Raw genomic sequence first — 13,236 nt, forward strand, 5'->3', positions numbered from 1 at the left:
AATAGCATGGAAATTATGTTGAATCTTGTAGTATAATATACCGGATGAAGGGAGGAACGATCATGTCGAAATCCGATCAAAATGAAAATAATAAAAAAGCAGAGATGCGTGAAGATAATAAAACAGATTACTCAAAAGCAAAAGAAAACCGATTATTAGCGAGAGCTAGGGAAGTAAGTACTGTTCGAAAAATTGTTGTTATTGTCTTATTATGTATTATCATTTTATTGCTTGCTGGAGGGATTTCTGGTTATTTTTATATTAAAAATGGCTTAGAGCCAGCAGATGCTTCTGATGAGACACAAAAAACTGTTACAGTCCCAATGGGATCATCTACTACACAAATTGCTGGAATTTTAGAAGATGAAGGTATTATTGCTAATCAGCTAATTTATCGATTTTATGTTAAATTTAATAATGCTGCAGGTTTTCAAGCTGGGGATTACCAACTATCACCTGCTATGACATTAGCAGAGATAACAAATAAACTACAAACAGGAGTAGTAATGCAAGAGCCGCTGTTTAGTGTAACTATTCCAGAAGGTAAGTCGATTGATCAAATAGCCGAGTTATTTGCCAAACATGCAAACTTTAGTAAAGAAGAATTTTTAGAACGAATGCAAGATACCGAATATATTGAATCATTAATCGATGCTCATTCAAGCCTTTTGTCTGATGAGGTACTTCAAGATGATATTCGTTATCCATTAGAAGGCTATTTGTATGCAGCAACCTATCAATTCTATGAAGAAAATCCTTCTATTGATACAGTTGTAAATAAAATGTTAAAGAAATCAGAACAAGTAGTTTTAAAATATTATCCAAAAATGAAAGAAATGGAAGATTATACGCTTCACGATTTGCTAACGTTGGCATCTTTAGTAGAAAAAGAAGCACGAACAGAAGAAGATCGTAAACGTATTGCTGGTGTGTTTTATAATCGTTTGGATCAAGATATGCCCTTGCAAACAGATCCAACCGTATTATACGCCTTAGGCACGCACAAAGATACGGAGTTGAAGAAAGGTCTAGATGTGGATTCACCTTACAATACATATCAAGTTAAAGGGTTAACACCTGGACCAATCTCTAATTTCGGAGAAAGTTCATTACAAGCAGTAATTGAACCTGAAGATACAAAATACTTATATTTTCTTGCCGCACCAGACGGGGAAGTTTATTTTTCAGAAACACTTGGCCAACACAATGAAAAGATTAATAAATATTTGAATAGAGAAGAATGATAATTGGAGAGCCAGGGAAGCGCTTTTGTTTCCCTGTTTTTCTTTGATTAGCTGGATTTCTAATCGATCTAATTGCGCTAAGGATAGGATGAGTGATTGATATGTCAAAAGAATATTTACAAAGTCTATTAGAAGAATCACCGGAATGGGCTAGGCAATTAGAAGAATATGCCAAAGAAAATCATGTTCCGATTATGGAACCCTTAGGCATGCAATTTTTAATGCAACTAATTCGTTTGAAGCAACCGAACAAAATAGTTGAAATTGGTGCTGCAATTGGGTATTCTGCTTTAAGGATGCAAGAATCTTACCCAGAAGCGACGATTACAACAATCGAAAGAGATGAAGAGCGATATCAAGAAGCTAGGAAGAATGTAACTGCTTATGATAAACAAGGTAAAATCCATCTTATATTTGGAGATGCTTTGGAATGCAGCAATGAGATAGAAAAAAATGGCCCATTTGATCTGCTTTTTATTGATGCAGCAAAAGGGCAATATCAACGTTTTTTTGAGCTATACGCACCAATGTTAACAACACATGGGGTAATAATAACAGATAATGTCTTGTTTAAAGGTTTCGTTGCTGACCCGACTAAAGCAGATAAGCGAAAACAAAAGTTAGCTAATAAAATAAAAGCTTATAATACTTGGTTAACTAGTCATCCTGATTATAATACATCGATTGTACCAGTCGGTGATGGTGTCGCAATTACTACAAAGAAATAAACATAAGGCATAGAAATAAATGGAACAAAAAGGGGCTAGAAACAATGAATAAAGAAAAACCAATCGTTATAGGAGTAGCAGGGGGATCTGGTTCAGGAAAAACTTCTGTCACGAAATCGATATGCCAACGGTTTGCTGATAAATCTATTTTAGTTATTGAACAGGATTATTATTATAAAGACCAATCACATCTTCCATTTGAAGAACGCCTGCAGACCAATTATGATCATCCATTTGCTTTTGACAATGATTTATTAGTGGATCATGTCACACAATTAATTCAAAGTGAATCCGTGGACAAACCTGTCTATGATTATAAACGCCATACTAGGTCTGACCAAGTTATCACAGTAGAACCAAAAGAAGTTATTATTTTAGAAGGAATTCTTATTTTAGAAGATCCTCGACTAATGGATCTAATGGATATTAAAGTTTTTGTAGATACTGATGCAGACGTAAGAATCATTCGACGACTACTGCGTGACATCAAGGAAAGAGGGAGAACAATCGACTCCGTAATTGATCAATATATAAATGTTGTTCGTCCGATGCATTTACAATTTATTGAACCGACGAAGCGATATGCTGATATTATCATTCCAGAAGGTGGAGAAAATCATGTTGCGATTGATTTGATGGCAACAAAAATTCAAACAATTCTAAATCGAAAAGAAAATATTTAATGAATTCATTTAAGAAACTATTGAAATATTCGTCAGAATCTGCCATAGTATTGGTTAGTACATTTATTAACCGTTTACTTTTATTTTAAGTGAGCAGTTATACCAATGATTTTTATGAATAAATATCAAAAAAATGCTTATAAAAAAGGTTTGGATTAAAGGAGTGTAGCGAATGGCTGTTGAGAAAAGCTATTACATGACACAAGAAGGTAAAGAAAAATTAGAAAATGAATTAGAGTATTTAAAAACGGAGCGCCGACAAGAAGTCGTTGAGCGTATTAAGATTGCTCGCGGTTTTGGTGATCTATCCGAAAACTCTGAGTACGATGCGGCAAAAGATGAGCAAGCTTTCGTCGAGTCTCGCATTGTTCAAGTTGAGAATATGATCCGTAATGCTGTCATTATTGAAAATGATACACAAAATTCAAATGAAGTTGCGCTTGGGAAATCTGTAACTTTTCAAGAATTACCTGATGGTGATGAAGAAACGTACACCATTGTCGGTAGTGCTGAAGCGGACCCGTTTGAAGGTAAAATATCTAATGATTCACCAATAGCAAAAAGTCTTCTCGGGTGTGAAATTGGCCAAGAAGTTACCGTTCCTACCCCGGCTGGCGATATGAACGTTAAAATTATTAGTGTTGATTAATTAAAAGGCATTTTAATAATTTTTATTAAATGATAAATGAAAAGAACTTGGTGATTACCAAGTTCTTTTTTAATTACTGAAAAAATAACAATAACAAGAAAGTTTTTGGCGTTTGTCTTATTTAATAGTATAATAAAACAAAATGCTCTTGAAACATCCTCGCTGTAAGTTGGGACTTTTTGTTATATTGATGCCTTTCTAAACACATACATTGACGTAAAACCTACATAGATGAGTTTACATTGCATAAACTTTAAGATAACTATGAATAATTCCTAGAATAAATAAGTTCAAGTTTGGTTGGTAATCCATACTCGATTACATTTGTAAAATGTCTTCTAAATCATACATAATAGGGGGATAAAGAAATGCCGCATGATTATGACTATCATTTTAGTAGAACCAATACTAGACAAACGAAACGTAAAAAGAACAAGAAATGGATTTTTTTACTCTGTGGTGTAGCTGTAAGCCTAGTAGTAGTCTTTTTTGTTATTTTAGTATTTAACCAACCTGCTAAGGACCAACCTGTTGCTAGTGATGAATCAACTGAAACGGGAGCAAATGAAAAGACAGAAACAACTAGCTCGAAACCTGAAGTACCCACAAAAGAAGAAACCAATCAAGACACAAGTGAGGACTCAGAAGCCATTGCTGACACCGCTGACGAAACGGATGGAGCTAACTCTCAAGGTGGGTTAGAATTAACAGAGGTTGAATCAAATGAGGAAATCGTTAAAGACGCGTATACAGCTGATTGGGAACCGATTGGTACTTCACAAGAAGGATCTCACCAAATATCATGGGAGCAAGGCTCAACGGATTGGCAAGAAATGCTTCAGGCAGCTAAAATCGCTACAGGCGTGGCACTAGATGAGATGAATTATTTATGGGTGTCTGGCAATGGAGAACAAAAAGTAATTGCTACGTTCTCTGATCGTTCGATTACGAATCATTATCGCGTCTACTTATCTTGGGTAGAGAACGAAGGTTGGCAACCAACTAGAGTTGACCGTTTAACAGAAAATGATCAAAAGCATCGATTTGAAGCTGCTAAAGATGACCAACAAACAAATGACTCATCGGCGAATGAAGATAGCCCAAATGTTGAATAAAAGGCACAGAAGATACTAGCAAACAGGAAACAAATACACAGCAAGAATAGGAGTGGAAGCCATTGAAAATTGGGATTATTGGAGCTATGGATCAAGAAATTGCTTTATTAAAAAGTAAAATGGAGATTCAAACTCAAGAGAAAATTGCAAACTGTCTATTTATTGAAGGAGAGTTAGCAAACAAATCAGTCGTCTTGTTGCAATCAGGTATAGGCAAAGTGAACGCAGCTATGGCAACAACTATATTACATGAAAAATATCAACCTAGTGTCATAATTAACACTGGATCAGCCGGTGGATTTGATAGAGACTTACAAGTCGGTGACATTGTTATAGGGCAAGAAGTGACACACCATGACGTGGATGTTACAGCATTTGATTATGTTTATGGACAAGTTCCAGGTTTACCAGCTATATATAAAGCAGATAAAACATTAATGGAACTCACAGAACAAGCCATCCAGCAATTAAAAGACGTAAAAGAAAAAAGAGGTTTAATCGCTACTGGAGATGCTTTTATGCAAGATCCTGCCAAAGTTGCTTTTGTAAGAGAAAAATTCCCAGAATTAATTGCGGCTGAAATGGAAGCTGCTGCAATTGCTCAAGTTTGCCATCAATACGAAACACCTTTTGTGATTATCCGTGCACTATCCGATATAGCTGGTAAGGAATCCTCTGTTTCGTTTGATGCCTTTTTAGATCAAGCAGCGACACATGCCGCTGAATTGATAGTGACAGTTGTTCAAAAACTTTAATTTTCAAATATTTACCATCTAATAGAACCCTTTATTCATGTTATGATAGTTTTATTCGGAACATATAGGGGAGAGTGAGCGAATGCAAGAAATAGTAGAGAAAAAGATTGCTGACTACAAACGCTTTATCTTTGTACTACTCATATTGAGTAGTTATTTGTACGCGGGCTTATTAATACAAGTGTTCGCACATCAAACATTAAATCACATAGCGTTCATTTTAGCATTGCTAGCATTTTGTTTACTAGGATCATTTACACTCACTTTACGACTCGCTAAATTAAGGATACAGGAATAACTGCTATATTTGTCAACCTAGAAAACAAAAGTGATATATAATGTAAAACATCCGAATGATCATCTTTTAAAAAAGATAGATTGATTCGGATGCTTTACAACAAAGAGACAAAAAGCTATTGAACATTGCACATGTTGCTTAAAGTAAGCAAATTTAAGTGTAACGTTTAATTCCGTTTAAACATGCTCTTTTCTTTTCGATAGTATTCATGAAATACTTTCATTAATGCACGTTTTTCAATGCGCGAAACATAACTTCTTGAGATATTTAACTTTTTGGCAATTTCTCTTTGGGTCAGCTCATCTTCATTGCTGAGGCCGTATCGACTAATAATCACTTCTTTCTCTCGTTTATCTAATATACCTAAGTATTTTTTAATCTTTGCCACTTCCATATTCAATTGAATAAACTCAACAATATCATCGTTTTCAGCTTCCAGAATGTCAATTAAACTAATTTCATTCCCTTCTTTATCTTGCCCTATTGGATCCTGTAATGACACATCTTTCTTTGTCTTTTTCAATGCTCGTAAATGCATCAAAATTTCATTTTCAATACATCGAGCCGCATATGTTGCTAATTTCGTTCCTTTATCACTTGAATAGCTTTCAATACCTTTAATTAAACCAATCGTACCAATTGAGATTAGATCTTCGGTGTCCTCCCCCGTATTTTCAAATTTCTTTACGATATGAGCAACCAACCGAAGATTGTGCTCGATTAACGTATTTCTGGCTTCTTCATCCCCTTCTAACATTTTTTTAATTTGGATATTCTCCTCTTTTGCATTTAAAGGTTGGGGAAAAACATGGTTTTTAACATATGATACAAAAAAAAGTACATCCTTAAATAGAAAAGCAAGTGCACTCAAGATTACGGACAAAACATATGCACCTCCATAAAGCATTTGGGCTTAAGCCTATACGTTACTTTATGTTGGTGCAATCAATAATGTGTCTGTCCATCTGAAATCTTATAATTATGTAAGAAAGCCATACTTCAGCCTATGGATAAGTAGGATTGAGACAAATTTTGTAGAAAATTACTGGTTTATTTTGTTAGAATTACTAACTTGACCGGGAAGTGATCTACGTAACATTTCTTTTTCAATTAAACAAATAAACTCTGGATTCAATTTCAACTCAAGGGCTTTTTGATAAGATTCAAGTAACAACTCATTAGATAAATTGTCCACCGATAACCCCTCCATTACAATTTGTGGAACTTGTTTCTATATACTTGAAAAATAGGTTATTGCTACAGTATCACTTTAATGTAATTGATACAAGCAATACTTATCTACAGGTACCTGTAGATAAGTTGTGTATAAATTAAGTGAAAAAGCTCTAAAAACATTGTTATAACAGTGAAAAATATGTTGATAAAGTTATCCACAAATAAAAATTTTAATAGAAATTGTCGAACGATTCCCCTTCTAATTACCAATGTCGTTACATAAAACAGTATTTTTTGAGTATTTTTTTAAAATTAATTTTGAAAGAATAGCATAAATTGTTTATGATGAATAAGTGGATTGATGATAAATTATACTGAGGTGGCAAATGTAGTGTTAAAAAGATTTTTACCAAATCAACATGTGCAAAATATTTTTGAGATAACTCCTGATAGTTTGAAACAAAAAGGAATCAAAGGAATAATTACTGATTTAGATAATACGCTTGTAGCTTGGGATGTACCAGAAGCTACACCTGAAATTATAGAATGGTTTCGTTTGATGGAAAGTAATGACATAAAAGTAACGATTATTTCAAACAATAACAAGAAAAGGGTGCGGTTATTTTCAGAACCTTTAAAGACTCCGTTTGTTTATAAAGCAAGGAAACCTCTATCGAAGGCATTTAAAAAAGCAGTAACAGATATGCAATTGAGGAAAGACGAAGTAGTTGTCATTGGAGATCAATTGATGACAGATGTATTAGGTGGAAATAATGCTGGTTTTTATACCATTCTTGTCGTGCCGATCGTACAATCAGATGGTGTATGGACAAAATTAAATCGTAGAATGGAACGAAGAATTTTAAGCTGGATGCGCAAGAAAGGAATGATCACATGGAAAGAGTAATCTATTGCCAGGGTTGTGGAGTACCAATTCAAACGAGTGACCCAAAAGAAGCAGGTTATTTACCTGCTTCTGCACTGAAAAATGATACAGTAATCTGCCAACGATGTTTTCGATTAAAACATTATAACGAAGTACAAGATGTTCCATATGATGATCAAGACTTTTTAGATATGATAAGCCAAATTAACCAGACACAAGGTCTAATTGTTAAACTCATCGACATTTTTGATTTTAACGGTAGTTTTATTAGTAGCTTACATCGATTAACAGGAAAAAATCCAATTATATTAGTAGGAAACAAAGTAGACTTGTTACCAAAATCAACAAACCTAAATCGATTAAAACAATGGATAAAAAAATCTGCGGCTGATCTAGGTCTAGTAGTGCAAGATGTTTTTTTAATTTCTGCTGTTAAAGGAAAAGGAATCGATGAGGTTAAAGAAGCGATGGAATATTATCGAAAAACACAAGATGTTTATGTAGTTGGGAGTACCAATGTGGGTAAGTCCACCTTTATTAATCGTTTAATTAATGATTCTACTGGAACGAAAGAAGTGATTACGACATCTTATTTTCCTGGAACAACATTAGGGTTTATTGAAATTCCATTAGATAAGCATTCATCATTATACGATACTCCTGGTGTAATTAATCGTGGTCAAATGGCCCACTATATGTCGGATAAAGATCTAAAAGCGATTACGCCGACGAAAGAGATTAAACCGATCATTTATCAATTGCAAGAAGGACAAACGCTATTTTTTGGTGGACTTGCGAGAATGGATATCATTAAAGGGGAAAAACAGCCATTTGTTTGTTATTTTGCCAATCAATTATCTATTCACCGCACGAAACTTGAAAATGCAGATGCTTTGTATGAAACACATCAAGGAGACATGTTAGCTCCTCCAAACAAAGATTCGCTTCATTTATTACCAAATTTCACGACGAATACATTTAAAATTGATGGTGATAAAACGGACATTGTGATACCTGGTTTAGGTTGGATTACGTTGTCAGGACAAGCTGTTACTGTTGAAATGCATACACCACAAACTGTAGCTACTTCAAAACGAAATGCAATTATTTAAAAAAGGGGAAATTGTATGAAGTTAGGGTTAGTTGGTAATCCAATTAAACATTCATTATCACCTTGGATTCATAAACAATTTTTGCAACAAGTAAAACAACAAGGGGATTATCATCTTTTCGAAACAGAAGAAAATCAGTTTATAGCAACTGTTGCACAATTAAAGCAAAAAAAACTAACAGGTTTTAATATAACGGTTCCTTTTAAACAGAAGATTATAGCTCATTTAGATGGATTAGATGCAAATGCTGAACAAATTGGAGCGGTAAATACGGTTGTTAATGAAAACGGTCGTTGGATCGGTTATAATACTGATGGATTGGGTTATTTAGAAGCTCTAATGGATGCTTATTCCTTTCTATTTTCTGATAATCAAAAGCGGGTGTTAGTTATTGGGGCTGGTGGGGCAGCAAGAGGGATTTTTTATACGTTGTGTCAGCATAAGTTTCAAACGGTTGATATTGCCAATCGAACAATGAATAAAGCGATGGAATTGAAATTGTTAAATAAAAGCAAGGTTACCAAGACGACATGTTTATCATTTGAGGAAGCGGAAAAACAATTAGGACAATACGATCTAATCGTCCAAACAACAAGTGTAGGAATGAATGAGGATAAAAAAGTACTCGCTTTAGACCAGCTAACCAAAGACACGGTGGTGAGCGATATTGTCTATCAGCCATTAATCACAACATTTTTAGCTGAAGCACAAAAACGAGGAGCATACATTCACCAAGGGCATATGATGCTCCTCTATCAAGCAAAATTAGCATTTCAGAATTGGACAAACAGGGAAGTAAATGTCTCCCCTCTATTAGAAGATTTTGAGCAACAAATTAAAAAGGATGGATAAATTATGTTAACAGGTAAACAAAAACGTTATTTACGCGCAAAAGCAAACCCATTACGTTCGATTTTTCAAGTAGGTAAAGTCGGTGTCAATGAAAATATGATTAATCAAATAACGGATGCTTTAGACAAGCGAGAGCTTATTAAAATAAGTATCCTGCAAAATTGTATGGAAGATAAAAATGAAGTAGCAGAGCAATTAGTCCAAGGTACTGAAGCGGAATTAGTGCAAATCATTGGAAATAATATTATCCTATATAAAGAATCAACAGAAAACAAAACAATCGAATTACCGTAAGGAGCATAAAATGAAAAAAGTGGGTTTATTAGGCGGTACGTTTGATCCGCCACATATTGGTCATTTAGTCATAGCCGAAGAAGTTTATGATCAATTACAATTAGATGAAATATGGTTTATTCCTTCCAACGAACCGCCGCATAAAGATAAAGCCATGATAGAATCGAATCATCGTGTTGCTATGGTGGAAGCAGCAATAGCAGAAAATGATCATTTTTTTTTAGAAAGATTTGAAATTGATCGCGAAGGGAAATCATATACTATTGATACAATAGATGCATTAACTGCAAAACATCCCGATATAACGTTTTATTTTATTATTGGTGCAGATATGGTGGAGTATCTTCCAAAATGGGATCAAATTGATAAATTAGTAAATATGGTTCAGTTTGTCGGAGTGAAACGTCCTGAATTTGATTTGAAATCGGATTATCCGATTATAACAATCGATACGCCAGAAATTGATGTATCGTCAACGATGATTCGCCAGCGCATTAAACAAGAGCGGACGATTGCGTATTATGTGCCAGATGCAGTAAAACGTGTAATAAAGGAGCATCATTTATATGGAGAGACAAGAAGCTCTTGACATTGTAAAAAAACAGTTAAATCAAAAACGTTATGATCATACAATCAGAGTAACAGATACGGCTATCGCATTAGCGAAGCAATACCAAGAAAATGAAAAAAGTGTGGAAATGGCAGCTATTTTTCATGACTATGCAAAATATAGAGATAAAGAGGAAATGCAACGTGTTATCGTTGAATCAGACTTACCAAAAGATTTGTTAGACTACCACGCAGAGTTATGGCATGGTCCTGTGGGGGCCCTTTTGGTTCAACGAGAGGTGGGAATTACCAATGAAGCTATTTTAAGTGCTATTCATTGGCATACAACGGGAAAAGTGCATATGAGCAAAATAGAAAAAATTGTGTTTTTAGCTGATTATATCGAACCAGGACGCAGTTTTCCTGGTATCGAAGAAGTTCGTGAACAAGCCTGGATTAATCTTGATTACGCTTGTTTTATGGCTTTACAAAACACAATTGCATATCTAGTAAGCAAACAACAGTTGGTTTATCCTGATACGGTGCACGCATATAATTATTTTAATAAACAATTGGAGGAATTATCTGAATGAATAGTAAACAAATGGTTCAATTAGTTGCTCAAGCTTGCGATGACAAGCGAGCAAATGACATCATCACTTTAGATATGGGGGAAGTATCGTTAATTGCAGACTATTTTCTAATTTGTGATGGATCAAATGAAAGACAGGTACAAGCGATTGCAAGAGCAATTAAAGATCAAGCAGAAGAACAAGAGATTGAGGTGAAACGTCTGGAAGGATTCGATCAAGCTAGATGGATACTAGTGGATCTTGGAGATGTTGTTTGCCATGTTTTTCACAAAGATGAACGAAATTATTATAATTTGGAACGTTTATGGGGCGATGCGCCTTTAGTATCGTTAGAACTATCAAAAGAAGGGTAACAAACTTGTATGGTATACAATAAAATGGCATTTGTTTATGACCAGTTTATGGAATCAGCACCATATCAACAGTGGGTTGCTTTTACGCAAACGATAATAGCAACGCATCTTTCTTCTGCTCGCTCAATAATTGATTTGGGCTGTGGAACAGGGGAAATAGCTGTACAATTGGCTCAGAATCACTATCAAGTGACTGGTGTAGATATAGCTTCAGACATGTTAAGTATTGCACATCAAAAAGCAATGGCGCACCATCTTTCATTACAATGGGTGGAACAAGATATAACGGCGTTGGAAGTGCCAGCTAACTATGATGTAGCGGTAAGTTATTGTGACGTGATTAATTATGTAACAACAGAAGAACAAGTCAATCAAGTATTTACCAATGTTTATCAGACAATTCGAGAAGGTGGCTTATTCTTATTTGATTTTCATTCGCTTCGTCATGTTGAACAGGATTTAGTCGGTAATACATTTGCTGAAATGTATGATGATATGGGTTATGTTTGGTTCTGTGATGCTGGCGAAATAGATGGGGAAATGTATCATGATTTAACTTTTTTTGTACAAGATCAACAACAATATGATCGATTTGATGAGCACCATCACCAACGTACGTTTCCGACAGATATGTATATACAATGGTTACAACACACGGGTTTTTCCATCGTTGGTATTTGTGCTGATTTTGATACGACGTTTATCACGCCTAAACAAGCAGATGCAGCAGAAAGAGTTTTTGTTATCTGTAAAAAATAATATAGTAATTTTTCCCCTTGATCAAAATTTATATTATCTAGATTTAATGATTTTTTAGAGGTAGGCTGGGAGATAACTATTCAGAAGAAGTTGAATCCAAATATTCTAACCGAAACGTAGGTGAAATACATAGACTCCTGTGGGTTAAGCGCAAGCTGAAGACCCACTGTGTGAAGTGACTAGAAGTTAGACTAAACTCGTCACATCCTGTGACAACGTCTAACTGACCCACGTCTTGTGAGCCCGAGGTCGTGCCCACGGAAATCGAAGTGTTTTTTCGATGCATTACGTGAAAGGCAGACTTTAACGTTCGGATTTCTCCTGCTCAGTTACTCTTTCAGTCTGTTTTTAAATCGTTATTCTCTTCAAAAATAAAACTCCCCCTATTTTTTGAAGGAAATCCTCTTGTTTTGTCGAAATATCAAGTACTAGAATGTTTTATCCCTTCCATTATTCATTTCTACCCTTCTTTAAGCAAGTATCTGTAATCCTTTAGAAGCTACTTACATCTTTTAACATTCAATTATAAAATACCAAATGACAGGTGTGATGTGATGAAAGATTTTATAAGTAAAAATTGGCTTATTTGCACAATTATCTTTGGTGTTATCTTATTTAGTGGTTGGACCTGGTTTCAACAACACCCTAAACAAGAAGCAAACAATTTTGTTAAGCTAAACGATACGCAAGAAATTGACACATCTATTGCTGCTAAACAGGAAAGTTCAATGTCTAATCAACAATTCGTCGATGTTAAAGGTGAAGTGAAACACCCTGACATATACGAGATTAGTGGAGAAGAACGGGTAAAAGAAGTGATAGCTTTAGCGGGTGGTTTTACTGATGAGGCTGACACAAGTGCAGTGAACTTAGCTCAAAAAGTAACAGATGAAATGGTTATTATTGTCCCTGAAATTGGTTCCTCCTCCAATAATAATACCGCTGAACCTGAAGGAGAAACTACTTCACCACTACGGATCAATCAAGCAACAATTGAAGAATTGCAAACATTACCTGGTATTGGAGCGGTGAAAGCAGAAGCTATTCACCAATATAAACAGGAAAACGGCCCTTTTCAACGTCTTGAGGATTTACAGTCCATTACTGGAATTGGGTCAAAAACCGTTGAAAAACTAGAACCTTATATTCAAGTACCATAACTATTGACGAACAAAAAGGTTTCTCATAAA

At 34.9% G+C, this 13,236-nt stretch carries 18 protein-coding genes; 16 read left to right on the plus strand and 2 right to left on the minus strand.

The window, feature by feature from the left end:
• The first annotated feature begins 62 nt into the window (after nucleotides 1-62).
• The 7 genes from mltG to DES48_RS00235 all read left to right on the plus strand — a co-directional run bounded on the left by mltG (nucleotide 63) and on the right by DES48_RS00235 (nucleotide 5,472).
• Nucleotides 63-1,244, plus strand: a complete 1,182-nt coding sequence (gene mltG, locus DES48_RS00205) for an endolytic transglycosylase MltG (protein ID WP_245911246.1) — start codon at nucleotides 63-65, stop codon at nucleotides 1,242-1,244.
• Between the two features lie 101 nt (nucleotides 1,245-1,345).
• Entirely contained in the window at nucleotides 1,346-1,972 is a 627-nt protein-coding gene (locus tag DES48_RS00210; protein ID WP_113865901.1) for an O-methyltransferase, read from the plus strand.
• A gap of 44 nt (nucleotides 1,973-2,016) precedes the next feature.
• Complete coding sequence (gene udk / locus DES48_RS00215) at nucleotides 2,017-2,655, plus strand: uridine kinase (protein ID WP_113865903.1); 639 nt, start codon at nucleotides 2,017-2,019, stop codon at nucleotides 2,653-2,655.
• A gap of 172 nt (nucleotides 2,656-2,827) precedes the next feature.
• Nucleotides 2,828-3,304, plus strand: coding sequence for a transcription elongation factor GreA (greA, locus tag DES48_RS00220; RefSeq protein WP_079708427.1), 477 nt, complete (start codon nucleotides 2,828-2,830; stop codon nucleotides 3,302-3,304).
• Between the two features lie 368 nt (nucleotides 3,305-3,672).
• Complete coding sequence (locus tag DES48_RS00225) at nucleotides 3,673-4,419, plus strand: YrrS family protein (protein ID WP_113865905.1); 747 nt, start codon at nucleotides 3,673-3,675, stop codon at nucleotides 4,417-4,419.
• 62 nt (nucleotides 4,420-4,481) lie between these two features.
• Nucleotides 4,482-5,174, plus strand: a complete 693-nt coding sequence (mtnN, locus tag DES48_RS00230; RefSeq protein ID WP_113865907.1) for a 5'-methylthioadenosine/S-adenosylhomocysteine nucleosidase — start codon at nucleotides 4,482-4,484, stop codon at nucleotides 5,172-5,174.
• A gap of 82 nt (nucleotides 5,175-5,256) precedes the next feature.
• The gene (locus tag DES48_RS00235) at nucleotides 5,257-5,472 is read left to right on the plus strand and encodes a YrhC family protein (protein WP_113865909.1); all 216 of its coding nucleotides are present in this window, start codon (nucleotides 5,257-5,259) and stop codon (nucleotides 5,470-5,472) included.
• 166 nt (nucleotides 5,473-5,638) lie between these two features.
• On the opposite strand, the gene sigK is transcribed toward DES48_RS00235, so the two are convergent.
• Entirely contained in the window at nucleotides 5,639-6,355 is a 717-nt protein-coding gene (gene sigK, locus DES48_RS00240; protein ID WP_079708430.1) for an RNA polymerase sporulation sigma factor SigK, read from the minus strand.
• A gap of 159 nt (nucleotides 6,356-6,514) precedes the next feature.
• On the minus strand, nucleotides 6,515-6,667 hold the full coding sequence (gene sda / locus DES48_RS00245; protein WP_113865911.1) for a sporulation histidine kinase inhibitor Sda: 153 nt from the start codon (nucleotides 6,665-6,667) through the stop codon (nucleotides 6,515-6,517).
• Between the two features lie 372 nt (nucleotides 6,668-7,039).
• Between sda and DES48_RS00250 the strand changes: the two genes are divergently transcribed.
• The 9 genes from DES48_RS00250 to DES48_RS00290 all read left to right on the plus strand — a co-directional run bounded on the left by DES48_RS00250 (nucleotide 7,040) and on the right by DES48_RS00290 (nucleotide 13,206).
• On the plus strand, nucleotides 7,040-7,555 hold the full coding sequence (locus tag DES48_RS00250) for a YqeG family HAD IIIA-type phosphatase (protein ID WP_113865913.1): 516 nt from the start codon (nucleotides 7,040-7,042) through the stop codon (nucleotides 7,553-7,555).
• Nucleotides 7,543-8,646, plus strand: a complete 1,104-nt coding sequence (gene yqeH, locus DES48_RS00255; RefSeq protein WP_113865915.1) for a ribosome biogenesis GTPase YqeH — start codon at nucleotides 7,543-7,545, stop codon at nucleotides 8,644-8,646. The genes DES48_RS00250 and yqeH overlap by 13 nt, the downstream gene beginning before the upstream one ends.
• Nucleotides 8,647-8,661: 15 nt before the next feature.
• A complete protein-coding gene (gene aroE / locus DES48_RS00260; RefSeq protein ID WP_113865917.1) occupies nucleotides 8,662-9,498 on the plus strand; it encodes a shikimate dehydrogenase in 837 nt (278 codons plus the stop codon).
• 3 nt (nucleotides 9,499-9,501) lie between these two features.
• Nucleotides 9,502-9,792, plus strand: coding sequence for a ribosome assembly RNA-binding protein YhbY (yhbY, locus tag DES48_RS00265; protein WP_079708435.1), 291 nt, complete (start codon nucleotides 9,502-9,504; stop codon nucleotides 9,790-9,792).
• 10 nt (nucleotides 9,793-9,802) lie between these two features.
• Nucleotides 9,803-10,381, plus strand: coding sequence for a nicotinate-nucleotide adenylyltransferase (locus tag DES48_RS00270; protein ID WP_113865919.1), 579 nt, complete (start codon nucleotides 9,803-9,805; stop codon nucleotides 10,379-10,381).
• A complete protein-coding gene (gene yqeK, locus DES48_RS00275; RefSeq protein WP_113865921.1) occupies nucleotides 10,359-10,934 on the plus strand; it encodes a bis(5'-nucleosyl)-tetraphosphatase (symmetrical) YqeK in 576 nt (191 codons plus the stop codon). The genes DES48_RS00270 and yqeK overlap by 23 nt, the downstream gene beginning before the upstream one ends.
• Complete coding sequence (rsfS, locus tag DES48_RS00280) at nucleotides 10,931-11,287, plus strand: ribosome silencing factor (protein WP_113865923.1); 357 nt, start codon at nucleotides 10,931-10,933, stop codon at nucleotides 11,285-11,287. Before yqeK ends, rsfS begins: the two co-directional genes overlap by 4 nt.
• Before the next feature lie 9 nt (nucleotides 11,288-11,296).
• Nucleotides 11,297-12,046, plus strand: coding sequence for a class I SAM-dependent DNA methyltransferase (locus DES48_RS00285; protein WP_113865925.1), 750 nt, complete (start codon nucleotides 11,297-11,299; stop codon nucleotides 12,044-12,046).
• A 554-nt stretch (nucleotides 12,047-12,600) separates the two neighbouring features.
• The gene (locus tag DES48_RS00290) at nucleotides 12,601-13,206 is read left to right on the plus strand and encodes a helix-hairpin-helix domain-containing protein (RefSeq protein WP_113865927.1); all 606 of its coding nucleotides are present in this window, start codon (nucleotides 12,601-12,603) and stop codon (nucleotides 13,204-13,206) included.
• Nucleotides 13,207-13,236: the final 30 nt, after the last annotated feature.

The sequence above is a fragment of the Paraliobacillus ryukyuensis genome (genome assembly GCF_003315295.1).
GTDB classification, from domain to species: Bacteria; Bacillota; Bacilli; order Bacillales; family Amphibacillaceae; genus Paraliobacillus; species Paraliobacillus ryukyuensis.